The sequence below is a fragment of the Micromonospora sp. NPDC047557 genome (genome assembly GCF_043205095.1).
Taxonomy (GTDB): domain Bacteria; phylum Actinomycetota; class Actinomycetes; order Mycobacteriales; family Micromonosporaceae; genus Micromonospora.
The window spans coordinates 95803-122222 of record NZ_JBIDDK010000005.1 but is presented as its reverse complement, the minus strand read 5'-3'; the positions used below and the strand labels follow the sequence as shown (position 1 = coordinate 122222).

Here is a 26420-nt window from a genome sequence, read left to right as displayed (position 1 = left end):
CTGGCGCGCGAATTCTCCGTCGGGTCGCTTTCGGCAAGGAATTCGCGCGCCAGCCGCGGGTGGCCCACAAAGGCACCCGGGAGCGACCGGCAGACGCGGTTATTCGGCCGCTGGCGTCAACCTCCCATCGACCCGCCGGGGAATGGCGGTGTACTCGTCGCGCAGCTCCTCGGGAAGGACCCAGTCCGGAGCGTCCTGCCACGCCAGCGGGCGCAGGAAGCGTCGGATCGAGGTGGCGCCCACCGACGTGTGCACGGCGTTCGTCGACGGCCAGGGTCCACCGTGGTGCTGGGCCCACGACACCCGGACGCCGGTGGGATAGCCGTCGAAGACGATGCGCCCCGCGCGGGCGGCGATCACGTCGACCAGCCGGCGTACGACGTCCGCGTCGTCACCCGCGCCGCGATGGACGGAGCCGGTCAGCGACGGGGGTACGGCGTCCAGCGCGGCGTCGAGTTCGGCAGCGTCGTGATATCGAACTACGACCATGAGCGGACCGAAGCACTCGTCGGCGATCTCGGCGGGCAGCCCCGGCAGATCGACCTCCAGGAGCCTCGGCGCGGCGGTGAAGCCCGCACCGGGGTCGACCTGGGCCCGTGCCGAGACCCGAGCACCGGCCCGCTCGAACTCCGCGGCCCGGCTCTCGTACGCGTCCCGGATGCGCTCGTTGAGCAGAACCGTGCGGCCCGAGGTGGCGACCTTCTCCCGCAGGGCGTCGACAAGCTGGTCACCACCCCGGTCCGCGGGAATGAACGCCAGGCCGGGCTTGGTGCACAGTTGACCGCCGGAGGCGGTGAAGGAGGCGAAAAGCCCTTCGGCGATCTGGTCACCCCGGTCGGCGGCCGCGGCGGGCAGGACGACGATCGGGTTCACGCTGCTCAGTTCGGCGTACAGGGGAATGGGGTCGGGTCGTTCGTCGATGGCCGCCTGGATGGCGCGGGCGGCGTTGACCGAGCCGGTCAGGGCGGCCGCGCGGATCGCGGGGTGACGCACCAGCGAGCGGCCCGCCTGCTCCCCGTACACGTTCGCGATGACACCCTCGGGCCCGCCCATCTCGCGGACGGCCGAGGCGATCGCCGCGGCGGAGGCGTGCGACGTCAACGGGTGCGACGGGTGGGCCTTCAGGACCGCGGGACAGCCGGCGGCCAGCGCGGCGGCCGTGTCACCGCCGGCGACCGAGAAGGCGAACGGGAAGTTGCTGGCGCCGAAGACGGCGACCGGTCCGAGGGGTACGAGCATCCGCCGCACGTCCGGGCCGGGTCCGAGCGGTGTGTCGGCGGCGTGGTCGATGGCCGCTTCCACGTACGCCCCGTCGCGCAGCACATCGCCGAACATCCGGAACTGGACCGCGGCCCGGGTGAGTTCCCCGTCGAGGCGCGCGTGGCTCAGTCCGGTCTCCGCCTCGGCGGCCGCGACCAGATCCACCCGGTGGGCCTCAAGAGACGCGGCGATCGCGTCCAGCAGCTCGGCCCGGCCACGCCGCCCGAGGTCGGCCAACCACCGCGTCGCACGGGACGCCTGACCGGCGATCGTCTCCAGCCGGGACTCGTCGGTCTCGGTGAGATCCGTCGCGCGACGCTGGCCGTCGCGCGGATCGACCGTGTTGACCACCTTCACAGCAGTCCTCTCCTCACCAGATTGCCCATCAGATCGCGGACGCCGAAGTGCCAGGGCTCGCACTCCTCCGCGTGCCGCACCCGGTTGACCAGGGTGCCGAGTGCCGGACAGCTGATCCGTACCACGTCGTCGACCTTGTGGGTGAAGCCCTCGCCGGGGCGGTCCCGGTCCTGAATCGGCGCGAACATGGTGCCCAGCATCAGGGCGGCCCCATCGGGATAGTGGTGGTGCGGGCCGATCAACTGCCGCACCAACTCCTCCGGGTCGCGCGACATCCGGGTCATTTCCGAGACCGCCTCCAGCAGGAAACCGTCCCCACCGTGGACCTCCAGGTGCACCTCGAGTTCGCGTACCCGCTCCATCCCGAACCGGTCGTCGAAGAGCCGGATCAGGGGACCGAGCGCGCAGGAGGCGTTGTTGTCCTTCGCCAGGGGAAGCAGGAGCGCCGAGCGGCCCTCGATGTCGCGCAGGTTCACGTCGTTGCCGAGGGTGGCGCCGACGATCCGGCCGCTGGACTGGACGATGAGAGTGATCTCGGGTTCCGGGTTGTTCCAGGTCGACGCGGCGAGCACGCCGACCGGAACGCCGGTGCCGACGGCGGAGAGGATCTGCCCCTTGGTGAAGATCTCGGCGTCCGGGCCGATCCCCACCTCCAGGTACTGGCTCCACATGCCCTCGGCGACCAGCAGGCTCTTGAGCCGGTCCGCCTCGGCCGAGCCCGCCTCCAGGTTGTGCAGGTCGACACCGATGTCGGCGAACATCCGTTGCCGGATGTCCGCGGCGAGCGCCAGGTCTCCCCGTGCCCGCTCCTCGATGACGCGTTCGATCATCGAGATGGGGAAGGTCACGCCCGCGGCCTTGAGCGCCTGGAGGTCCACTGGGGCGAGCAGCCAGGGCCGACCACGGTCCCGGATCGCGGCCCCGGTGTTGGCCAGGATCTCCCCGAAGTCGCCCACCCGCGCCCCGTCGAGCCCGGCCACGGTCGCGGCGGGGTCGGGCAGCTCGCAGATGTCCCGTACGGTCGGGAACCGGTGGCTGAGGTCGATGACCTCGCCGTTGCGCACGGCCACGGGTGTGGGGCCGCCGACCGACGGGTCCCAGATGCGGCCGATCAGAACAGCGTCCGCATCGTCCGGCAACGCCTCGGCGGCGGTCCCGACCCAGTCCGCGCCGGCGGCGCCTGCGCGGGGCCGTGGGACCGTCATGAGCCGCTCTCCGCGATCCCGCCGACATGCGCGCGCTGCTTACCCATCGCTACTCCAGTGGCACGAGGTGGCATCGAGGGAATTAAATTGCAACGATCGTAGCGACATGTGCAACGGTGTCAAGAGGCGGTTGCGCATGACGCCAACCTCATTGCATATTGTGCAATGGCAGCGACGGTGTCGTACCGTCGCCCCGAGGGGAGACAGAGCCTTGGCGCAATCGATTCGCCGCGCGATCGACCTCATCCGTCGATCGGCCGAGCACCCGCTGTCTCTCACCGAAGCTGCGGACGTGCTCGGCGTCCACAAGTCCACGGCCCTGCGAATCCTGCAGACACTGGAATCGGCGCGCTTCGTCCGCCGGACCGGGGCGGGCACCTACGTGCTCGGCAGTGGACTCATCGAGCTGTCCGAGCTCGCGCTGGGCTCGATGGACCTGCGCCAGCCCGCCGCCGCGCACCTCCGGGCGCTGCAACGCGATACCGGCCACACCGTGCACCTGGCACAGTTGACCGGCGACGAGATCATCTATATCGACAAGGTGGACAGTCCGGCGTTCGACGCCGTCAAGCTGCCCTCGCGGATCGGGCGCGCGGTGTCCATCTATGCGAGCGCGGTGGGAAAGACGATCCTGGCCTACCTACCTCGCCAGGAACGCGACCGTCTCCTCTCCCACGTCGTCTTCGAGAGATTCACCGCGACCACCTTCACCGACCACGACGCCCTCGAAGCCGAGCTCGCCCGCATCCACGAACGCGGCTGGGCCGTGGACAACGGCGAGCACGACGCCTACGTGATGTGCGTGGCCGCACCGATCAGGGATTCGCGAGGTCAGGTCATCGCCGCCGCCTCGATCACGGCGATCGAGGTGATCGCGAGCCTCGATCAACTGAAGAGCAACGTTCCGCTCCTCCTGGAGACCGCCAACCAGATCTCGTACGAACTCGGCTACCCGCGGCCCTCCGCGAGCCCGGACGGTGACGGCCGGTCCACGACCTGACCGGGCGGTCACCGCAGTCCGGCGGTGTTTCAATCCCCCCTGCGCGGGATTGACCCTCGAACACGCCCGATGTTAACTGCAAGTCAACGATGCAGGTCGATGTTCATCTCGCCGGTACCCGGTGCGTGACAACGATCCGCGCCATCTCACATCGCCCCCGTTTCGGCGGACGTGGGCAGACCGGGGCTCTCCCCGGGGTGCGAGACATCCGCACGACGATCCAGAGGAGATCGTGTCGATGACGATGACGACGCCGCTACGAATCGCGCCCACTGTCCTGTTCGCCGCTGGTGTCGTCGCCGTCGAACCGGCCGGACCAGCCGCCACGGCAACCACGGACGCCGCTTTCGGCACCAGCATCGGGACGTGAACCGGCACGCGGCCGGCCCCCGGGACCGTTCGTCCTGATCGCCCTCTGACGGCGAGTCAGCGGGCCCGCCGGCCGGCGTCGCCCCATCGAGCCTGGCGTCGGCGGCCCGGCTTTGTCCATCCGCCCTGGCGTACGCGCACCCACAGGTGCGCGTGTGCCCGACCGTCCAGCCCACCCCGACCCCGGAGTACGCCATGCTCACACCACGTCCGCGCCTCACCGCGGCCGTCGTCCTGGCCATCCTCGCCAGCCTCCTGCCGATCCTGGTCGCGGTCACCGTCGCCGCACCGCCAGCGGCCGCGGCGCCACCCGCGACCACCCAGTTCGAGAAGGTCAAGCTCGACGGTGGGCTCTCCATGGGAGAGCCGATCGAACTGTCCGTCCTGCCCGACGCCAAGGTGCTCTACATCAACCGGGGCACCAGTTCCGGCGGTGGCCAGGTACGTCTCTACAACCCGGCCACCCGCACCACGACCGTCGCGCTGACCCTGCAACTGGACGCCCGATTCGAGGACGGCCTGATCGGCATCACCGCGCACCCGAGGTTCACCACGAACCGCTGGGTGTACCTGTTCTACTCGCCGGCCACGACACCGCTGGTCAACCGCATCTCGCGGTTCACCTTCAACCCGAGCACACTGGTGCTCGACCCGGCGAGCGAGACCCGGCTGATCGAGTGGCCGACCGAGCGCCGGCTCTGCTGCCACTCGGCGGGCTCGATGACCTGGGACAGCAACGAGAACCTCTACTTCGCCGTCGGCGACAACACCAACTCCGGTGGAGACTCGGCGGGCATGGCGCCGATCGACGAGCGGACGAGCCGCGACGCCCAGTACGACGCGCAACGGACCTCGGGCAACACCAACGACCTCCGCGGCAAGATCAACCGTATCCACCCGGAGGACAACGGCACGTACACCGTTCCGACGGGCAACCTCTTCGCCGCCGGCACCAGCGGCACCCGTCCGGAGATCTACGTGATGGGGGTGCGCAACCCGTACCGCGTATGGGTGGACCGCAAGAGCAGCAACACGCTCTACTGGGGCGAGGTCGGGCCGGACGCCGGAGCGACGATCGCCAACCGCGGGCCGGCCGCGTACGACGAGTGGAACCGGGCCACCGCGCCGGGCAACCACGGGTGGCCGTACTGCGGCGGCCCCAACGTCGCCTACAACGACTGGGACTTCGCCACCAACTCACCGCGCGGCTGGTTCCCGTGCGGTGGCAGCACCGGCCCGGTGAACAACTCGCCGCGTAACACCGGTCTTCAGCAGTTGCCGCCGACCCGGGGCGCGCTGGTGTGGGAGCAGCACGGCGGCAGCCGGGAGTGGCCGGCCCTGGACAGTCCGGGCGGCTGCGGCTCGCCCAACCACGCCGAGGTTTACCACTACGACCCCAACCTGGCCTCGGACGTGAAGTGGCCGCAGTACTACGACAACAAGCTGGTCATCACCGAGTACTGCCGTAACTGGATCAAGGAGGTCCAGTTCGACAACGGCAACGCGCGTACCGGCAACCCGACAGTCATCGAGCCGGTGCTGGCCGGTATGTCGTTCGTCCACCCGATCGACATGGAGTTCGGGCCGGACGGGTCTCTCTACCTGCTGGAGTACGGCAACGGCTACTTCTCCGGCGACGCCGCCGCCGGCCTCTACAAAATCAACTACGTCGCCGGTGGCCGGTCTCCGACCGCTGTCGCGTCGGCCACCCCGGACAACGGCCTGAGCCCGCTGACGGTCAGCTTCTCCAGCGCCGGCAGCACCGACCCGGACGGCGACCCGCTGACCTACGCGTGGGACTTCGACAGCAACGGCACCGTCGACTCCACCGCCGCGAACCCCACCTACACGTACGCCAGCAACGGCGACAAGCGCGCCCGGCTCACGGTCTCCGACGGCACCGGCCGGTCCGGCACCACCCAGGTGGCCGTCGTCGTGGGCAACACCCGGCCCACCGTCGCCCTCAACGGCATTCCCAACGGCGGGCTGTTCTCCTGGGACGAGAACCTGACCGCCACCGCCACCGCCGCCGACGCCCAGGACGGCACGATCCCCTGCGCGAACGTGACGATCCGGGCGGCACTCGGCCACCAGGAGCACGCGCACGAGGAGGGCCAGGGCACCGGCTGCGGCTTCACCGTCAACACCGGGCCGGTGCACGCCGGGCCGGACTCGGTGCTCTTCTTCCTGCTGCGGGCCGGTTACACCGACCGGGGCGCGGCCGGCACCGTGCCGCTCACCGCCGAGAAGGACGTCACCCTCTGGCCCAAGCAGTGGCAGGCCGAGCACTACGTCTCGTTGCACGGGCCCCAGGTCATCAACGCCGGCGGCGCCGAGGGCGGCCGGCGGCTCGGTGACATCCAGAACGGCGAGTACGTCCGGCACCACGCGGTGAGCCTCAAGGGCATCACCGGCATCCGCGCCCGGGTCTCCTCGGACAAGGCCGGCAACGTCGCCTCCTTCCGGTACGACTCACCGACCGGTCCCGAGATCGCCCGGGTCACCGTGCCCAACACCGGCGGCTGGGACAGCTACACCGAGATCAGCGCCCCGGTCACCAGGCCGGACGACAACACCCACGACCTGTACGTCGTGTTCACCGGCGGCAGCGGAGGAGCCCTGCTCGACCTGGACAGCTACACGTTCACCGGCGCCGGGGTGAGCACCCCGGCGAGCAGCCCCCGCACCGGCCCGATCCGGGGCATGGGCAAGTGCGTCGACGTCAACGCCGGCGCGACCGCCGACGGCACCAGCGTCCAGATGTGGGACTGCATCGCCGGCGCGACCAACCAGCAGTGGACGCTGCCCGGCGACGGCACCATCCGCAGCCTGGGCAAGTGCCTGGACGTGAAGTCCAGCGGCACCACCAATGGCACCCCGATCCACCTGTGGACCTGCAACGGCACCGGGGCCCAGCAGTGGGTGGCCGGCACCGCGGGCAGCCTACGCAATCCGCAGGCCAACCGGTGCCTCGACATCCCCGCCTCCACCCCGACCAACGGGCGGCAGTTGCAGATCTACGACTGCAACGGCACCGCGGCGCAGAACTGGACCCTGCCGTGACCCGTCCGCCCACTCCCCCGCAAGGAGCCCTCATGCGCAGACGCTTCATCGTCGCCCTTGCCGCCGCCGTGGTCGCCGGACTCACCGTCGCCACCGGCGCGACGGCCGTGGCACCGACCCCGGCCGAGGCCGCACCGCTGAGCAAGGTCCTGGTCTTCTCCAAGACCGCCGGCTTCCGGCACTCCTCCATCCCGAACGGCATCACCGCCATTCAACAACTCGGTACGGCGAACGGCTTCACCGTCACCGCCACCGAGGACGCGGCCACCTTCACCACGGCCAACCTCGCCCAGTACCAGGCGGTGGTCTTCCTCAGCACCACCGGCGACGTGCTCAACGCCACCCAGCAGGCCGCGTTCGAGGCGTACATCGCCGCTGGCGGTGGCTTCGTCGGGGTGCACGCCGCCGCCGACACCGAGTACGACTGGCCGTGGTACGGCGGCCTGGTCGGGGCGTACTTCTCCTCGCACCCGGCCAACCAGCAGGCGATCGTCCGGGTCGAGGACCGGGCCAACGCCTCCACCGCACACCTGCCGCCGACCTGGACCCGCACCGACGAGTGGTACAACTACCGGGCCAACCCCCGCTCCGCGGTCAAGGTGCTGGCCAGCCTCGACGAGTCGTCGTACTCCGGTGGATCGATGGGTGGCGACCACCCGATCACCTGGTGCCACAGCTACGGCGGCGGACGCTCCTGGTACACGGGCCTCGGCCACACCGAGCAGAGCTACAGCGACCCGAACTTCACCCGCATGCTGCTCGGCGGCATCCAGGTGGCGGCCGGCGCCGTGGCGGCGGACTGCCGGCCGGAGCCCGGCTACACCCCGCTGTTCGACGGCACCCAGGCCAGCCTCGGGCAGTGGCGGCAGGCGGGGCCGGGCGGCTTCACCCTGGCCGACGGCACCCTCACGTCGAACGGCGGCATGGGGTTGCTCTGGTACCCGGTGCGCACGTTCGCCAACTACTCGCTCAAGGTCGACTGGATGATGCCGGGCGACGACAACGGCGGGGTCTTCATCGGGTTTCCCGATCCGCAGGGCGACCCGTGGGGCCCGGTCAACGCCGGTCACGAGATCCAGATCGACGCCACCGACGGCGATCCGACGCGCACCACCGGCAGCGTCTACAGCCTCCAGGCACCCGACCAGGCCGCCCGTGCGGCGGCGCTCAACCCACCCGGCTCCTGGAACACCTACGAGATCGGCGTGCACGGTCAGCGGGTCGAGATCTGGCTCAACGGAGTCAAGATCAATGATTACGTCAGCAGCCGGGCCATCACCAACGGCTACCTCGGGGTGCAGAACGACGGCGCCGGCATGGACATCAACTACCGCAACGTGCGGATCAGGACGGACGGGCCGAGCGAGCCACCCGCCACCGACCTGGCCCGGGGCCGGCCGGTGACGGCGTCCAGTGTCGAGCCGGGCAGCGCGCACGTGGCGGCCAACGCCGTGGACGGCAACGCCACCACCCGCTGGGGCAGCGCGTACGCCGACCCGCAGTGGGTCACCGTCGACCTCGGGGCCACGTACGCGATCAACCGGGTGCGGCTGGCCTGGGAGACGGCCCACGCGCGGGCATACCAGGTCCAGGTGTCGCCGGACAACGTCACCTGGTCGCCGGTGCACACCACGACCACCGGCGACGGCGGCGTCGACGACCTCACGGTCACCGGCACCGGCCGCTACCTGCGGGTGTACGGCACCCAGCGGGCCACCCAGTGGGGCTACTCGCTGTGGGACCTCAACGTCTACGGCACCGCCGCCGGTGGCACGCTGCTGTCCCGGGGCCGGCCGGTCACCGCGTCCAGCGTGGAGCCGGGCAGCGCGCACGTGGCGGCCAACGCCGTGGACGGCAACGCCACCACCCGCTGGGGCAGCGCGTACGCCGACCCGCAGTGGATCACCGTCGACCTCGGGGCCATGTCCGTCATCAACCGGGTACGGCTGACCTGGGAGGCGGCGTACGCGCGGGCGTACCAGGTCCAGGTCTCCCCGGACAACGTCACCTGGTCGCCGGTGCACACCACGACCACCGGCGACGGCGGCGTGGATGACATTGCCATCTCAGCCAGCGGTCGCTACCTGCGTGTCCAGGGCACCCAACGGGCCCTGCCCGCGTACGGCTACTCGCTGTGGGAGCTGGAGGTCCACGGCACTGTCGCCTGACCCGCGTCCGGCAGGTCACCTCGGCTTCTCGCTCGAGGTGACCTGCCGGGGCGGCGGACATTCCGCCGGCTACCAGCACGGGCGGCCGGCGAGGCGCCGCCCTCTGGGTGGGGGAACGACAGGCTACGGCGGGGTTCGAGTTGGCGATGGCACTTGTGCCCGAGCAGCGAAAAGCGAGATCATCACGCATGCTCGACCCCTCCCCCGAGGACGCCAGGACTTCACCAACCGTTTCCACGCCGCACTTCGTGGGTCGTGACCGGGAGTTGGCGGCGCTTCGGGACGCCCTGGCCCGGCCACCGGCGATCGTGCTGGTGGAGGGCGAGGCGGGGATCGGGAAGAGCCGACTGCTGCGGGAGTGGCTGGTCGCGCCGGACCAGCGCACCGCCTTGGTGTCGGTGTGCCCACCGCTTCGCGAGTCGCTGACGTTGGGGCCGATCGTCGACGCGTTCCGGGGGATCGACCGCCCGGTGTCAGGATTGCGGCTCACCGAGCTCGCGGGTGCGTTACGGCCCCTGTTCCCTGAATGGTCCACGGACCTGCCCCCCGCACCGCAGCCCCTGGACGATGCGAAGGCGGCACGGCATCGCCTGTTCCGCGCCCTGGACGAGCTGCTGCGGGCTTTGCGTGTCGACGTTCTCGTGCTCGAGGACGCGCACTGGGCCGACGAGGTGACCCTGGAGTTCCTGCTGTTCGTCACCTCCCGACAGCAATCGCACGGGCTGAGCCTCGTGATCTCCTACCGGCCGGAGGAGGTGGACGACGGATCGCTGTTGCTGCGGCTGACGTCCCGGTTGCCGGCCGGCGTGACCCAGCTGAGGATCGCCCTGGCGCCCATGCGACCCGACGACACGGCGGCGCTGGTGTCCTCGATGCTGGACGGCAACCCGATATCGCAGGAGTTCACGACGTTCATGCACGAGCGGACCGGGGGCGTTCCGCTGGCCCTGGAGGAGTCGGTTCGCCTCATGTGCGACCGTGCCGACCTCGTCTTTCGCGACGGCCAGTGGGTCCGGCTGAAGCTGCGCGAGCTACAGGTGCCGCCGACGGTGCGCGACTCCACCCGGGAGCGGGTGGGCCGTCTGTCGCCGACGGCGCAGCAGGTGCTGCGAGCGGCGGCCACCTTGGCTGAGCGGTCATCGGTGGCCACGATCGCGATGACCGCCGGGCTGTCACCGGCTGCGTGCCGAGGCGCTGTCGCGGAGGCGGCCGGCGCCGGTGTATTGGACGGAGACGACCGCGGCCGGTGGCGGTTCCGGCATGTGCTGGCCGCCACGGCCGTCTACGAAGCGATCCCGTTGACCGACCGCAGACACGTCCACCTGCTGGCCGGCCGGGCCTTGGAGCACACGCATCCGCCACCGGTGGCACGCCTCGCCCACCACTTCCGCGAGGCGGGCGAAACGCAGTCCTGGGCCCGGTACGCCGAGCAGAGTGCCGAGCTGGCCATGGCCTCGGGTGACCACACCAGGGCGGTCGACCTGCTGGTCGATCTGTTGACGTGGGCCGTGCTGGCGCCGGTGGATCGGGCGCGGGTCGCGCGCATCGCCGGAGTTGCCGCACTGGGCCGTCGGGAAGCGGTCGACGAGGTCTACCACCGCGTGATCCGTACCCTGCGCTCGGTGCTGGAGACCCCCGGTCTCTCCGCCCGCCAGCAGGCCGAGATCCGCAATCCCCTGGGTCGGCTCCTGATCACCGGGGGCGAGGCGCAGGCCGCACTCAGCGAGCTGGAGCAGGCCGTGGCCAACCTCGACCATGACCCGGTCGAGGCGGCTCGGGCAATGACCTACCTCGGCTGGGCCTATGCGGGACCGTGGCCGGCGTCGACCCACCGGCGTTGGCTGGATCGCGCCGCTGAGCTCACCGCCGAATTCGATGCTCCCGCGGAGCGGCTGAACCTGGCCGGCAACCGAGCCGCGGCGTTGCTCATGCTGGGCGAGGAGGAGGCCTGGGACGTCGTCGCCGATTTGCCCATCGACGGCGAGACCGCGGCAGAGCGTCTCGACGTGGCCCGCATCCACGCGAATGTCGGGACCGGCGCCCTGATCTGGGGTCGGTACGCCGACGCGGAGGAACACCTCGCGGTGGCCATGCGCCTTGCCGAGGCCGAGCAGGCGTCCCGGTTGCACCACAACGTCGAACTCGAACAGGCCAACCTGGCGTGGCTCACCGGTCGGTGGGAGGGTCTCGCGGAGCGCAGCGCGGCACTCGCCGACGCCGACCGGGACCGGCCGGCGCACTACCTCGGCAGCATTCGCCTCGCGGCCCGGCTGGCAGCCGCAGCCGGACGGCGGCGCGCTGCGGAGGAGCAGTTCCGGCTGGTCCTCGAGGAGTCTGCCCGTCTCGGCGCAGCCGACGACACGATGGAGGCCGCCGCCGCGCTCGCCCGACTGTGGCTGACGGACGGAAACAGCGACCGGGCGCTGCAGATCACGAACGAGCCGATGGACACCGTCCGGCGAAAAGGCATCTGGGTCTGGGCGACGGACCTCGTCCCCGCCCGGATCGAGGCGCACCTCGCCGCGGGCGATCTGACGGCCGCGACACGCCTGAGCGACCAGTTCGCCCGGGGACTGCGGGGCCGTACGGCGCCCGCGCCTCGCGCCGCGCTGACCGTATGCCGTGCCCTGCTGCTCGCCGCAAACGGAGACCACGCCCGCGCGGCGACGGCCTTCGATCGTGCGGCACGCGCCTGGAGTGCGTTGCCCCGCCCCTACGACGCCATGCTCGCCCGCGAGCGTCAAGCCGAGGCGCTCCTCGCGAAGGGCCAGATCGAACAGGGCCGAGAGCTGCTGGCGGCACAGTACGAGCAGCTGTTCAGGCTCGGCGCCCGTGGTGATGCGGACCGTGTCGCACAGCGGCTTCGCGAACACGGCGCCGAGGTCCCGCGGCTGTGGCGCGGCGGCCGACGCGGGTACGGCGACCAGCTTTCACCTCGCGAGCTCGACGTGGTCCAACTGGTTGTCGCCGGCAAGACGAACCGGGAGATCAGCCGGATCCTGGCCAAGTCGCCGGCCACGGTGGATCAGCAACTGCGGGCGGCGATGCGCAAGTTGAAGGTGACCTCCCGGACCGCGCTCGCGGTCAAGGCAGTGGAGGCCGGAGTGTTCGCAGAAGAGGACTCCCTCAACGACGCGTCGTGAAAATTGACGTATCCGCTGGATAGCGACGGGCACTCGGGCGCCCCGAGCATGACTGCATGATTCATAGCCCTTGGGCAATGCGTGCCTGAGCTTCCTGCCGCGCGTGACGACGCCGCCACCGAGCAGCCGCCACCTCTCGAGCTGTCGCGCGAGCCGCACGATGGCGCCCGCGACGCCTACGACGCCCACGACGGCGACCGCGTCGACGACCACGAGAGCCACGACCCCTACCAACCCCTGTAGGCGGAAGGACCCCCCATGAGACTCAAAGCCCTCGCGGCCTCGTTGGCCGCAGCGGTCGGCCTGAGCCTGATCCAGGCGCCACCGGCGTCCGCCGCCGAGCCGGATCCGGGCGCCCCCGCCAACAAGATCGCCCCGAGCCTGAAGGACCGCTTCCGTACGTCTCCGGCGTCCGACTTCTGGATCACGTTCGATACCGCGGCCGACCTCGGGCCGGCGAAGAAGATCACCGACTGGGCAGCTCGCGGTCAGTTCGTCTACGACGCGCTGACCGGGGCGGCGAAGGACTCCCTGGCCTCCGTCTCCACCGAGCTCGACCGGGCCGGCGTCAAGTACACCTCCTACCCGATCGTCAACGCCGTGCTCGTCAAGGGGGGCAGCGAGAAGCTCGCCCTCAACGTGGCCTCGAAGGTGCAGGTCGCCGAGATCCACGCGACGCCGCAGGTCGCGCTGGTCGAGCCCGTCGACGAGAAGATCCCCGCTGACAAGGCTGCCCGCCCCGCCGCCCCGAAGGCCGCCGCCGACGAGGGCACCGTCTCGTGGGGTCTGGACGCCATCCACGCACCCCAGGCGTGGGCCATGGGCGCCACCGGTGCGGGCATCACCGTGTCCAACCTCGACTCGGGCGTCCAATTCGACCACCCCGCGCTGATGCACCAGTACCGCGGCACGAAGCCGGACGGCACCGTCGACAACAACTACAACTGGATGGCCACCCGGGGCACGTGCACGGACGCGCCGTGCGACGACAACGGACACGGCACACACACCATGGGCACCATGGTCGGCGACGACGGCACCAACCACGTCGGCGTCGCCCCGGATGCGCAGTGGATCGCGACGAACGGCTGCTGCGACAGCACCGGCGTCGAGTCGCTGCTGCGGTCCGGTTGGTGGCTGCTGGCCCCGACCGACGTCCAGGGGAACAACCCTGACCCGTCCAAGCGTCCGCACGTCGTCAACAACTCGTGGGGCCAGACCGTCGAGCACGACTTCGACGACTTCTTCCAGGCCATCGACGAGGCTTGGAGCGCCGCGGGCATGTTCAGCGTCTGGTCATCGGGCAACACCGTGCCGTACGCGGACTGCGACACCGTCTCCTCGCCCGGCTCCGCCGAGAGTGCCTACTCCGTGGGCGCGTACTCCTCGGACGGCACGCTCTCGCTGTTCTCCCGCAAGGGCGAGGGTGAAGGTGGCCGGATCAAGCCGGAGATCTCCGCTCCGGGCGACGCCGTCCGTTCGTCCTACCCCAACAACAGCTACGTCGAGATGTCCGGCACCTCGATGGCCGCCCCCCACGTCGCCGGCGCGGTCGCGGCGCTGTGGAGCTACGACCCGACCCTCATCGGGCAGGTCGAGGAGACCCGCCGCCTGCTCGGCGAGTCGGCCGTCGACGTCGACGACACCGAGTGCGGCGGCACCGCCGAGGTCAACAACAAGTACGGCGAAGGCCGCCTGGACCTCGTCCGTCTGCTCGAGCTCGCGCCCCGCAAGGGCGGCACCCTCACCGGTGTGGTCACCGCCAACGGCGCCCCGGTCCCCGCTGCCGACGTGACGATCAGCGGGCCGTTCAGCCGGTCGATCGGAACCGACAAGGACGGCCGGTTCACGACGAACCTGCCGGTCGGCGACTACCAGCTCAGCACCAAGGTCTTCGGCTACCTGACGGCGACCGCCAATGTCACGATCTCCCTCGGCCAGGACACCTCCGTCACGCTGCCGCTCACGGCCGCCGCGAGGCATGACATCAGCGGCCGGGTCGTCGACGACAAGAAGCGGCCCGTCCCGAACGCCGACGTCTCCGTCAAGGACACGCCGCTGAAGCCGGTACGCACCGACGCCAACGGCGCGTTCACGATCAGCGCGGTCCCCGAGGGCGGGTACACGCTTACCGTCAAGCCCAACGCCTGCTTCTCGCCCACGACGATTCCGCTGACCGTCGGCGGGCAGAACGAGCCGCGCGAGATCCCCGTCGGGCTCGTCGTCGACAAGGGCGGCTACAGCTGTGCCGTCTCCGACGGCGAGTATCTGCGCGGCACCGACCCGGTCGCGTTCGACAGCGGTGTGTGGGCGACGGTGCAGCTGCCGTTCCCGATCGCGCTCTACAACGGCAGCCACGACAGCCTCGGCATCGGCCTGCGCGGCGTGATCGCCCCGGACGGCAGCACCGGACCCGGTTACGGTGGTGCGGGCATCTTCCCGTTCTACGTCCAGACCCCCGTCGAGTTCGCGCCCGGCGGCGGTGTCTTCACGGCAGCCACCAAGGTCAACGGTGAGGACGCGTTCGTCGTCGAGTACCGCAACGCCAAGCTCTGGGCCTATCCGACCCGGTCGGAGTACACGGCGCCGGTCAACTTCTCGGCCACGCTCACCCGCTCCGGCACCGTGATCTTCGGGTACGGCGACGGCGTCGGGACCGACGACCCGGTGACCGCCGGCGCGCACGCCACCACCGGCATCCAGGGCTGGGCCGGCGTGGACGGCATCCGGTTCTCCGACAGCGCCCCGGTGCTGCGCGACGGGATGATCGTCACCTACGACATGCCTGACTTCGGGTACCTCGACGCGACAGTCGTCGATGCGAACGACGGGCTGCCGGTGGCCGGGGCCAAGGTCTCTTTCAGTAACAAGAAGGGGCTCGTCGAGGCCGTCACGACCAACGGGACAGGCATCGTGCATCGCCAGCTTCCCGTCGACGACTACACCATGACTGTCGACGCGCCGAACTACGCGACCGCGGCGTACCCCTTCTCGCTCGACAAGCTCTACGCGAAGGCGAAGATCGACGCGCGTCTGACCACGGGTGTCGCCGGCCTGAAGGCCGACGGCCTCGAGGCGCTGCTGGGTACCGACCAGAACGGCGTGGGCTCGCTGACGCTGACCAACAACGGCTCGGCCCCACTCACGTACAACCTGGGCGAGGCCGCACGCCACCCCGAGCTCGACGCCGCCGGCGCCACCGGGCGTACCGGCAAGGGTGCGGCCAGCACGATCGACCTCGCCGCATGGAAGGCCGGCGCGAGCGGCATGCAGCCGTCGAACGTCGACGGCAAGGCCGCGACGGCGAGCGCCGCGGAAGCACAGGCGGCTGCCAAGGTCGGCGCGACCTCCGGCGGAGACGTCATCACCCGCATCGCCATCCCGGGCACGATCGCGGAGAAGGAGCCCTCCGGCATCGGGTACGACGGCGACGTCTGGGTCCACGACTACAACGCGCGGACCAACACCGCCTACACGGTGACCGGCAAGAAGACCGGAAAGGTCTTCGACGCGGCGTGGAACCCGGCGTACCGGGCGTTCGACATGGCGCTCGACACCAAGACCGGTGACATGTGCCAGATGGAGGACAGCCCGGCCAGCTTCATCCACTGCTTCAACACCGGGACCGGGAAGGAGACGAGGCAGATCAAGGGTGACTGGTCGACGCTGCAGCTGACCGGCCTGGCCTACAACCCGATCCAGGACGTGTTCTACGTCGGTGGCCGGGCGAACGGCATGATCGGGACCGTCGCCGGTACGTCGCACGACAACCCGGGCGCGCTGCTGTCCTTCTGCGCCCCGCCGTTGCCCGAGGTGATGGGCCTGGCCTACAACCAGGCGTCCGACACCATCTGGTACACCGACCTCACCTCGAACAGGCCCACCCGCCTGCTGCAGGTCGACCCCGACGACTGCTCGCTGGTCAACGCGTGGTGGTTCCCGGGCCAGAAGGCGGGCCAGGGCGGTGGCCTGGAGACCGACTCGACCGGCGCGCTGTGGGCGGCGGACCAGGTCGCCGACGACGTGGTGCTTGTCGACGTCGAGGACGACCTGCTCACCGACCTGCCGTGGCTGTCGCTCTCCTCGAACGGCGGCACCCTTGCCCCGGGCCAGTCGACGACCGTCAAGGTCTCGATCTCCTCGAAGGGCACCAAGCCCGGAGTCCTGGGCGCGAACATCGTGGTGCGATCCGACTCCGGACGCCAGTCCAAGACCTACGTCCCGGTGACGCTCACGACCACGAAGTACCAGGTCGGCGTCAACGCCGGCGGCTCGAAGCTCACCGACGGCTCCGGCTTCACCTGGTCCGCCGACCAGGCCGCCGGCAAGACGGCGTGGGGCTACGAGGGGAAGACCAAGGCCACCTCCACGAAGGCCGAGATTTCCGGTACGACTGACGACGCCCTGTTCCAGTCGCAGCGCACCACCTCGGACAAGCAGCTGTTCTACCGCTTCCCGGACGCGCCCAAGGGCACCTACGCGATCGACCTTGGGTTCGCCGAGATCGAGAAGGTGGCCAAGGGCAAGCGGGTGTTCGACGTCGTCGTGGACGGGTCGTTGACGGAGTACGCGTACGACGCGGCAGCGGCCGTGGGGCCGAACGCCGCCGACTGGCGCAGGGCCGTCGTGCAGCACGAGGGCGGTCCGCTGACCGTGGAGCTGCGCGGCTCGAAGGGCCTGAAGGCCCCGACCATCGCCGCGCTGCGGGTGACGCTCGACCCGCGCGCCGACGCGGTGGAGCCGGAGCCCCAGCCCGAGCAGCCGGAGCCGGGCCCGGTGCCGGTGGCCCCCGCCGGTCGCTCGTACTCGATGAAGGTGACCGACGGGCTCTACCGCCAGGGCACCGAGGAGTCCGGGTGGCACGGCGATGACCTCTGCGGCGTGCTGTGGTTCGACTCCAGCTTCGTGCAGCCGTTCTACGACACGGCCTGGGACGGGGTCTGCGTGACGACCAACGGCACGCTGGCCTTCGACCGCGTCAGCACGTCGGGGGGCAACACGGCACTGCCGTCGCCGTACCCGATCGACGCGATCTACCCGTTCTGGGACGACCTCGTGGTCGACGACGAGGCGGGCATCTACTTCGGTAGGACCGAGGTGGACGGGCTGGCGGCGCAGGTCATCGAGTGGCGCAACGTCGCCTTCTACAGCGACCGGACGGCTCGCGTGAGCTTCTCGGTCACCCTGATCGCGGACGGACGCATCCAGATCGGGTACGGCGACAACGTCGGCGGCGACAACCCCCTCACCCGAGGGTCGTCGGCGACTGTCGGCCTGGAGAGCCTGACGCGCAACCCCGCGGGTCAGTACTCCTTCAACCAGCCCATCCTGAAGGCCGGCCTGGGGCTGGAGTACACCCTCCCGGCCGCGGGCACGATCGAGGGCACGGTCACCGACAGGAACGACGGCAAGCCGATCGAGGGCGCCATCGTCACGCTCAAGGGGCCGAACGGTGAGCGGGTCATCACCGCCGACGCCAAGGGCCGGTGGAAGGCCCAGGCGCTGATCGGCGAGAACACCGTCGAGGTGTCCGCGCCGAACTACGTCACCGCCAGCCACCCCGTGAGCATTGCCAAGAAGGATCAGGCCGAGGTGGTCGACACCGCGTTGACCACGGGCATCGCCACAGTCACCGCAGGTGACCTCGACTGGCTCCTCGACAAGGACCAGAAGGCGACGGCCAACGTGGCCGTGACCAACACCGGCTCCGCTCCGCTCGAGGTACGGATCAGCGAGCAGAAGCGCGCCGACGACGGCGGCCACGAGGCGGCCGACCTTCCGTGGCTGACCCTCACCGGCGCGGCCGCGACCGGCACGGTCACGCTCGCGGTCGGCGAGTCCACCACGGTCACGGCGACGGCCGACAACGCCGGCGTCCAGCCGGGAGTGCTCGCCGGGGACGTGCTCGTGGCGTCGAACGCCGGCAAGGGCGAGGCCCAGCTCAAGCCGGTGCGCCTGGCGACCTCTGCCTACTGGAAGGGCGTCGACGTCGGCGGATCCGGGTTCGTCGGCACCGACGGCTTCGTCTGGTCCCCCGACCAGGAGCTCGGCTCGCGGCCGTGGGGCTACGTCGGCGGCAAGGCGCGTGCCACCAAGGCCGACATCGCCGGCACCGAGGACGACGCGCTGTTCCGCACCCAGCGGACCGGCGAGACGTTCAGCTACGTGTTCACGAACGCTCCCGCCGGCACGTACCGGATCGCCCTCGACTTCGCGGAGATCGAGAAGGTCAAGGCCGGCAAGCGTGCCTTCGATGTCCTGGTTGACGGGAAGGTCGTGCTCTACGACCACGACGTGCAGGCGAAGGTGGGTGCGCTGACCGCGGACACCAACATGGTCACCGTCGAGCACGCCGGTGGCGATCTGAAGATCCAGCTCAGCCGCGAGAAGGGCGAGGGCGACCCGATCCTCAATGCCCTGAAGGTCCAGCAGGACCCGCGCCTGTGAGCTAGCCGAACAGTTGGCCAGCAGTGGTCAGAGCCTCCTCGGAGAAGGATCGCCGGGGAGGCTCTGGCCGCGTACGGCTTCAGACCGTTCTCGCGCACCCCGCGGAGTAAGCGCGGGGCGGCCTAGGGCCATCGCCGGATGCCGACATCCAGGCCCCCACAGCCAGCACCTGTTGTTCGCACCAGCCTCATGGTCGAGGCGAGCTGAAGTCGATCGCCGCGCCGAGCTCACGGCGGGAACTGATGCCGAGCTTGGTGAAGATCTTGCGCAGGTGCCACTCGACCGTGCGAGCGCTGAGGAACAGCGCGGCCCCGATCTCCCGGTTCGTCCGGCCGGCCGCAGCCAGCCGGACGATCTGCGTCTCCTGCGGGGTCAGCTCCTCTGGCAGGCCCCCGGCGCGCTTGCGGACCATCTCGCCGGTGGCAGCCAGCTCCCGGCCGGCCCGCTGGGCGAACGCCTCCGCCCCCATCACCGTGAACGCCTCGTAGCACAAACGCAGCTGGGTTCGGGCGTCACCGCGGCGATTCGACCGGCGCAGCCACTCCCCGTACAGCAGCCGGGCCCGAGCCAGTTGCAGGCCGAGCTGTGTGGTCGTGAGCCGGTCGATGGCCGTCCGGTAGCGTTCGTCCGCTTCCGCGTCCGCCCCGACGAGCGCGTCCGCGAGGGCCTGCGTGCCGATCGCCCAATCCGTCGCCGCAAGACTGGTCCGCTCGGCGAGCCGGTCGCGCGCCCGCGCCGCGACGGCGTGCGTACCCGATCGCGCCGCAGCCTCGACCAGCTCACCGAGCGCCCACTGCTGAACGGCCAGGTCGTCCTGCTCGGTCGCCCAACGTACGGCGTCCAGCGCTGCCGGGTAGTTGCCGAGCCCGTTGAACAGCACCGCCTTGCTGTAACCGGCGACGCTGAGCAACCAGCCCATGCCGCCCGTCCCGGCCTCCTTGGCCAGGGCGTCGATCAGCTCGATGGCCGGCTCCTCCCGGCCCCGGTACGCCGCCAGGATTACCGCCGTGGCCGGGTGGGGCGACGGCCCTGCCGCGTACGCGAGGGCCTCGGCCTCGCCGAGCAGATCGGACGCGTCGGCGAACCGTCCAGCGAAGATCAGCGCGGTGGCCCGGAACGTCAGCGCGGTGGGCAGCAGCGACAGCCGCCCGGTCTCCCGGGCGAAGTTCACGGCCCGTTCGGTAAGCGTTTGGAAGGCGACGTCGTCCCACACCTCGTGCAGAACCAGACCGACCAGCCAGGCCAGGTCCACGTCGGTCTCCACGGTGACCGCGTGCAGCGCCTGCGCGAAGAGCGGCACGGCTGCGGCCTGCCCATCCAGGCTCCAGGTGGTGAAGGCCGTCAGAAGCAGGCCGGCCGGCTCCGAACCCTCGGGCATCCGCCGGGCGGCCCGGGCGACAAGGCGCAGGTCGTTGCCTCCGAACCGTCCGGCATTCAAGGCCGCGCCGACCGCCGAGAGATAGGTTTCCCGGGCCGCAGCCGGGTCCAGCTCCTCGAGCCGGCGGGCGGCCCCGAGGATCGGCGGAACCGCCGCCCGGCCGGAGTTGAGGGCGAACGCGACGCGGGCCCGCAGCCGCTCGACCTCAGCGAGCTGCGCCGGGTCCAGGTAGCTCAGCTCGGCGGCGGCCAGCAGGCCGGGTACCTGATCGGTGGCGCCGGCGGCGAATCGGGCCTGCGCTGCGGCCAGCAGCCGCCGGCCGCGGACCGTGGAATCGGCGGTGAGCTCGGCGGCCCGCTCGAGGAAGGCAGCAGCGGCAGCCCGGCCGCCGCGGGCGAGCGCTCGGCCGGCCGAGCGTTCCAGCTCACCGGCGACCTCCTCGTCCGGCCCCGCCGCGGCGTGCGCCCGGTGCCAGGCCCGTCGGTCCGGGTCCCTCTGCGGGTCCGTGACGTCGGCCAGTGCCCGGTGCACCGCACGCAGTTCGGCGGGCTCGGCCGAACGCCGGCTCGCTGAGCGCACCAGCGGATGGCGCAGGCGTACCCGGGTTCCCAGCTCGACCAGGCCGGCCGCCTCCGCCGACACCGCTGCGGCGGGACCGATACCAAGCCGGCCCACGGCACGCCAGAGCAGCGACACGTCTCCGACCGGCTCCACCGCGGCGGCCAGCAGCAACTGCCGGCTGTCGGCCGGCAGCGCCGCGATGCGGTGCCGGAAGCCCTCCTCGACCCGGCCGGCTAACGGCGTCGAGCTGTGCCCACCAAATCCGAACGCCAGCTCCGCCGGGGACAGACCGCGGGGCAGCTCGATCAGCGCGAGCGGGTTGCCGCGGGTCTCGGCGACGATCCGATCCCGAACCTGGGTGTCGACAAGTCCCGGTAGCACCGAGTCCAGCAGCGCTCGCGCGTCCGCCTCGGGCAGGCCGTCGACCCGCAGTTCGGGCAGGCCGCCGAGTAGTTGCTCATCGGTGGGGCTCCGCACGGCGAAGAGCAACGCCACCGATTCTGCGTCCAGACGGCGGGCGACGAAGGTGAGGATGACCTCGGACATGCGGTCCAGCCACTGCGCGTCGTCCACGACGCAGACCAGAGGTTGCTCGGCCGCCGCCTCGGCGAGCAGGCCGAGCACGGCGAGACCGACGAGCAGCCCTTCCGGCGGACGGCCTGCCTGGAGGCCGAACGCGGTGGCGAGCGCGTCGCGCTGCGGTTCGGGGAGCCGATCCAGGTGTCTCAGCAGCGGAACGCACAGCAGTTGGAGCGCCGAGTACGCCAGGTCGGTTTCCGCTTCGACGCCCGAGGCCCGCACGACACGGTCGGACGGTGTCCGCTCGGTCACGTAGTCCAGCAGCGCAGTCTTGCCGACTCCGGCCTCGCCTCGCAGCACCAGCACACGGCTCTGACCGGCCCGGACGTCGCCCATCAGCCGATCGAGCAGGTCGCGCTCACGGTGTCTGCCGAGCAGTTCGAAACCCATGTTGTCACTCGGCACGTTATCCCCCAGCCGAAATTACTACAGTGCGGATGGAAGCCGCGGGCGGGCCGGACAGCACGCGACGTGGGATCCAGAGACGTGGGTACGGGCTACACCATCGAAAGACCGGTGACCGTGATGTGAAGAGCGCGGCTGAGTCGGTCGGAGAAATTGACGCGGGAGTGGGCGAGCAGCGGATCCTGAACAGCTTCCGCAACGGCCGGCGAGGGATTGGCGAACGGCCAGAGGCCGGCGATCAGCAGGATCGTCAGGGACACGAGTTCCCGGGATGCCGGCGCGGTCAACGCGGGGATGCGTTGTCTGAGCAGCCCGGCGAGCCGGCCTTGGAGTTCCGTGTGGGTGAGTTTGAACGCCCGGACGGCGTCTGCGGAGATGTTGCGTTCGAGTTCGGTGCCGAGCGAGCTCCAGAGTTCGCAGATCAGCGGGCGGCTGGCTACCGACCGCGCCAGGGCCTCCACGACGGCGGCGGGAGGCGGCGCCTGGGTGGCTGTCGCGGGTGGCAGTTCGGCGGGAAGGTCGTCGAGCCACTCGTCGATGGCCTGGTTGAGCAGGGCGAAGAAGACCGCCTCGCGGGTCTCGAAGTAGCGGACGACGTTCGTCTTCGACAACCCGACCCGTCGGGCGAGTTCACGGAGGCTGATCTCGCTTACCGGCATCTCGGCCAGGAGCTGTGCCGCCACCTCGAGGATCGCGCGTCTGCGCGCCTCGCGCTGTGCGGGATTGCGGGCACGCTGGAAGCCCAATGGCTGACCGTCGGTGCTCATGGCTCTACCCCTGAGGCCTTCCCGACGACGCCGGTGAGGTGTCGTAGCTGACCGACTCGCTCACCGTACGCCACTTGGCGTCCGAGTCGGCGAGAGCTGTCGCGGCGGCTTGCGCCACCGCCACCGCGTCGGCGCCCAGCAGCAGGTGGACCGGCGGATCGGGAACCTCGGTGACCTCCAGGATCACCTGGGAGACTCGCGCCGGGTCGCCCAACTGGTTGCCGTTGGCGGCGCGCAGGCGGGCGATCACAGGTTCGATGACCGGCCTGTAGGGGTCGCTCATCGCAAGTGTCGTCATCGAGGAGCCCGCCCAGTCGGTGCGCATGCCACCCGGCTCGGCGACGGTGACCTTGATCCCGAAGGGTGCCACCTCCCTGGCGAGGACCTCGGAGAATCCGCCCACCGCCCACTTGGCCGCCTGGTAGGCGCCCAAGCCGGGACCGCCCACCCGGCCACCGACGGAGGAGATTTGAATGATGTGACCGCTGCCCTGCTGGCGCATGATCGGCAGCGCGGCGCGGGTCACATTGACGACCCCGTGGAAATTCGCGTCGATCTGCGCCCGAAACTCGTCCTCGGGCATGTCCTCGATCGAGGCCACGTCGGCATAACCGGCGTTGTTCACCACGACGTCCAAGCGTCCGAACGCTTGCACAGCGGCGCCGACAGCGGCGCGTGCCGCGCGCGGATCTGTCACGTCCAGTGCGACCACGCGGACGCTGTGGCCGTAGGTGTCGACAAGGTCGTTGAGCTGGTCGGGGCGGCGGGCGGTGGCCACCAGGCAGTGGCCGGCCTGCAGCACGGCTTCGGCGAGTTGACGGCCTAGCCCACGCGAGCTTCCGGTGATCAACCAGGTCTTGCTCATGTCGTACCCCTCGTGGTGGTGCGTTGACGGATGTCCTCGGCGGCGATGTGGGCCGCCAGGGAATTAGAGGCCAGTGGCCTCTTATTAGACTAGCACGACGACAACCACCGCCCACCTCGGCGAACAGCGCGGGCAGGGGTAGCGCGACAGCTCGTGGCCGAGCCACGGGATCGACCAGGGATCCGGTACGCAGAGACCAGGGTGTGCCACGGGCTCGCCTGGCTCCGCGATCGGAAAGTCTGAGAGGACGTCAGCCGGGAGATCCAGGAGAGCGCGCAATGTCCGTGATTCACTTTGTTGAGAGCACCACCGCGACGCCGGAGCAGATTCTTGCGGCACTCACCGACTTCGGGCCGGGCCGGTCGGAGGTGTTCGGCAATAGCGCCGCCGAGTATCTGACGGTTCATGGCCAGGGTCCTGGCTGGGCTGACGTCACCGAAGGCTCAGGCGGCATCTGGGAGCGCCTGCGCTACGACTGGACGAATCCCCGCCGTGTCGTCATGACGACGACCGACTCCAACATCTGGGGCGGCCAGTCGGGCCACACCTACACATTGAGGCCGGAGCCGGACGGAACGACGGTCCTGGACGTCGTCGTGGTCCGCGAGGGCAAGAACTTCAAAGGCCGCCTGACCGGCATCCTGCTTGGCTCGGTCGGCAAGGGCGTGCTGGGTAAGGCGTTGAAGAACACGCTCAAAGCGATCGAAGCCCGCAGCACTGTCACCGGCGGTTGATCGACGCTCGTCACGCCCGAACGGGGCGGCCATGATCCCCGTCGAGGCGACCACGCCAACTGTCGATCGACCATCTCGGTCACTCCCAGCTCGTGGCCCGGTTGTGGCCAGCTCTGCGGGCGGCCAGGAACGCTCGCGTCGTCACCCTCACCTCGCTCGGGCACCGTCACTCGCCCGTCGTGTTCGACGACCCGACCTTCACGCATCGCAGATACGACCTCTGGGCCGCGTACGGCCGGTCCAGGGGTCGTATCGCTGTTGGCGGTCGAACTGGACCGGCGCGGACCGGCGGATTGTGTGCGCGCCTTCGCCGCGCATCCGGGCTGCATCATCGCCACGGACTGAAGCAGTACCTGACGACCGAGCAGCTCTCTGCGGCCGGCATGGCCAACCCCGACGGCAGCGACCGGGACCGGCGCATGTCAGGCCCACGAGGTCGCCGGTGCGAAGCCGATGACCCGGCCGATCCTCGGTCGAGCGCCCCGGGTCCCTGGGCCAGGGTGTGAACCAGTGCCTCACCCTGGGGCCAGGCCGAGGCGGCCGGGTGAGGGTAGTGGGTATGAAGCGACGCTTGATGATTCTCATGGCCGCGGCGGTCCCGCTCGCGGCCTCCCTTCTACCCGTGGCCGTCAACGCCGCCACGCGTGACGGCGGTACGACCGCCGCTACCACCTGCGCCGCCGTTCCCGTTTCCGCGCCGTCTGGCACCAGGGTGGTGTCGGTCGGGGCTGTCTCCAGGGCCGGAGGCGACTTCACGTTCCCCTCCACCCCGGGGCTGCCGCAGAATCCGCCGATCAAGGCCGTGCCGGCCTGGTGCGACATCAATGTCGTCGTGACCCACCCGGGCGCGAGCGACACCGTCACCATCAAGGTTTCGCTGCCCCAGGACGCGAAGAACTGGAACGGACGTTTCCAGGCCACCGGCGGCAGTGGTTACTCCGCCGGCGACCTCAGCGATCTGAGCGTCCCGCTGATCAGCGCGGTCAAGGGCGGATACGTCGGGGCGGCCACCGACGCCGGCGTCAAGACCGGTCTCGACGCCAGTTGGGGGCTCACCGCCGACGGAAAGATCAACGACGGCCTGCTCACCAACTTCGCCTCCCGCTCGGTGCACGACATGGCGGTCATCGGCAAGGACGTGGCCAACAAGTTCTACCAGCGCGCCGTGAAGTACTCGTACTTCACCGGCTGTTCGACAGGCGGCCGCCAAGGCTACGCGGAGGCGCAGAACCACCCGACCGACTTTCAGGGCATCCTGGCGAACGCGCCGGCGGTCGAGTGGAACCGGTTCGAGATCGCCACGCTGTGGTCGCAGGCCGTCTACAACGAAGAGAAGGTCGCTCCCTCGCAGTGCGAACTTGCAGCCTTCAACACCGCTGCGGTCGCGGCCTGCGACACCCTCGATGGTGTCAAGGACGGCGTCATCGACAACCCGCAGGACTGCAAGTGGGACGCTCGTCGCCTCGTCGGCAGGAAGGTCGCATGTGAAGGCGAGGAGATCACCATCACCAAGGCGGTCGCTGACGCGGTCAACAAGATCTGGGCCGGCCCGGTCTCGCCGCTCGGCAAGAAGCTCTGGTACGGCCAGAACAAGGGCTCCGCGTTCACCTTCATCGCCAACCCGGGCGTGCCTTTCCCGGTGCCCGACCAGTGGGCCAAGTACTTCGTGACGAAGTCCCCGACGTTCGACAGCACCAAGCTGACCTACAAGACGTTCACGCAGCTCTTCACCTCGGCGACCACGCAGTACGACGCCATCATCGCCAACAACAACCCGAACCTGTCGGCGTTCGCCAAGGCCGGCGGCAAGCTGCTCACCTGGCACGGTCAGTCAGACCAGCTGATCCCGACCGAGGGCACGGTCGACTACCGCAAGCACGTCAACGCCGTCTTTGGCAGCAACAAGCGTGTCGACAACTTCTACCGCCTCTTCCTGCTGCCGGGCGTCGACCACTGCGGCACGCCGCTGTTCAGCACCGGTCCGCTGGTCAACCCGGGTGCCGACCTCGACGCGCTGGTCAACTGGGTGGAGAAGGGGCAGGCGCCGGCGACTCTCCCCACCACGTCTGTGGACGGCAAGACCACCAGAAACATCCACCACTACCCGCGGTGACCCGCT

Annotated in this window: 14 protein-coding genes; 9 read left to right on the top strand and 5 right to left on the bottom strand. The window is 70.1% G+C overall.

The features are described from left to right. Positions 1 to 99 precede the first annotated feature (99 nt). A complete protein-coding gene (locus ACGGAQ_RS15415) occupies positions 100 to 1617 on the bottom strand; it encodes an aldehyde dehydrogenase family protein (protein WP_393049195.1) in 1518 nt (505 codons plus the stop codon). Further along, a complete protein-coding gene (locus ACGGAQ_RS15410; protein WP_393049192.1) occupies positions 1614 to 2822 on the bottom strand; it encodes a fumarylacetoacetate hydrolase family protein in 1209 nt (402 codons plus the stop codon). The genes ACGGAQ_RS15415 and ACGGAQ_RS15410 overlap by 4 nt, the downstream gene beginning before the upstream one ends. Before the next feature lie 136 nt (positions 2823 to 2958). Here ACGGAQ_RS15410 and ACGGAQ_RS15405 point away from each other — a divergent pair, with 136 nt between their 5' ends. The 7 genes from ACGGAQ_RS15405 to ACGGAQ_RS15375 all read left to right on the top strand — a co-directional run bounded on the left by ACGGAQ_RS15405 (position 2959) and on the right by ACGGAQ_RS15375 (position 19012). Then, positions 2959 to 3822, top strand: coding sequence for an IclR family transcriptional regulator (locus ACGGAQ_RS15405; protein ID WP_393049189.1), 864 nt, complete (start codon positions 2959 to 2961; stop codon positions 3820 to 3822). A 238-nt stretch (positions 3823 to 4060) separates the two neighbouring features. After that, positions 4061 to 4192, top strand: coding sequence for a hypothetical protein (locus ACGGAQ_RS15400; RefSeq protein WP_393049186.1), 132 nt, complete (start codon positions 4061 to 4063; stop codon positions 4190 to 4192). Positions 4193 to 4386: 194 nt separating this feature from the next. Continuing rightward, positions 4387 to 7254: a ricin-type beta-trefoil lectin domain protein gene (locus tag ACGGAQ_RS15395; protein ID WP_393049183.1), complete on the top strand. Its 2868-nt coding sequence runs from the start codon at positions 4387 to 4389 to the stop codon at positions 7252 to 7254. 32 nt (positions 7255 to 7286) lie between these two features. Continuing rightward, on the top strand, positions 7287 to 9422 hold the full coding sequence (locus ACGGAQ_RS15390; RefSeq protein ID WP_393049180.1) for a ThuA domain-containing protein: 2136 nt from the start codon (positions 7287 to 7289) through the stop codon (positions 9420 to 9422). A 188-nt stretch (positions 9423 to 9610) separates the two neighbouring features. After that, on the top strand, positions 9611 to 12565 hold the full coding sequence (locus ACGGAQ_RS15385; RefSeq protein WP_393049177.1) for an ATP-binding protein: 2955 nt from the start codon (positions 9611 to 9613) through the stop codon (positions 12563 to 12565). An 81-nt stretch (positions 12566 to 12646) separates the two neighbouring features. Next, positions 12647 to 12808 (top strand): hypothetical protein, encoded by a 162-nt coding sequence (locus ACGGAQ_RS15380; protein ID WP_393049174.1) that lies wholly within the window; start codon positions 12647 to 12649, stop codon positions 12806 to 12808. Positions 12809 to 12823: 15 nt separating this feature from the next. Continuing rightward, positions 12824 to 19012, top strand: coding sequence for a S8 family serine peptidase (locus ACGGAQ_RS15375; RefSeq protein ID WP_393049171.1), 6189 nt, complete (start codon positions 12824 to 12826; stop codon positions 19010 to 19012). 187 nt (positions 19013 to 19199) lie between these two features. On the opposite strand, the gene ACGGAQ_RS15370 is transcribed toward ACGGAQ_RS15375, so the two are convergent. From ACGGAQ_RS15370 to ACGGAQ_RS15360, 3 genes are all read right to left on the bottom strand, one after another. Next, positions 19200 to 21920, bottom strand: a complete 2721-nt coding sequence (locus tag ACGGAQ_RS15370) for an AAA family ATPase (protein ID WP_393049168.1) — start codon at positions 21918 to 21920, stop codon at positions 19200 to 19202. A gap of 107 nt (positions 21921 to 22027) precedes the next feature. Continuing rightward, positions 22028 to 22702 carry a TetR family transcriptional regulator gene (locus tag ACGGAQ_RS15365; RefSeq protein ID WP_393049165.1) on the bottom strand — a complete coding sequence of 225 codons (675 nt, stop codon included), beginning with the start codon at positions 22700 to 22702 and terminating at the stop codon, positions 22028 to 22030. Positions 22703 to 22706: 4 nt separating this feature from the next. Further along, positions 22707 to 23567, bottom strand: coding sequence for an oxidoreductase (locus tag ACGGAQ_RS15360; protein WP_393049162.1), 861 nt, complete (start codon positions 23565 to 23567; stop codon positions 22707 to 22709). Positions 23568 to 23845: 278 nt separating this feature from the next. Here ACGGAQ_RS15360 and ACGGAQ_RS15355 point away from each other — a divergent pair, with 278 nt between their 5' ends. Both ACGGAQ_RS15355 and ACGGAQ_RS15350 read left to right on the top strand, forming a co-directional pair. Next, positions 23846 to 24301, top strand: a complete 456-nt coding sequence (locus tag ACGGAQ_RS15355; RefSeq protein ID WP_393049160.1) for a hypothetical protein — start codon at positions 23846 to 23848, stop codon at positions 24299 to 24301. A 559-nt stretch (positions 24302 to 24860) separates the two neighbouring features. After that, positions 24861 to 26414, top strand: coding sequence for a tannase/feruloyl esterase family alpha/beta hydrolase (locus tag ACGGAQ_RS15350; protein ID WP_393049157.1), 1554 nt, complete (start codon positions 24861 to 24863; stop codon positions 26412 to 26414). Positions 26415 to 26420: the final 6 nt, after the last annotated feature.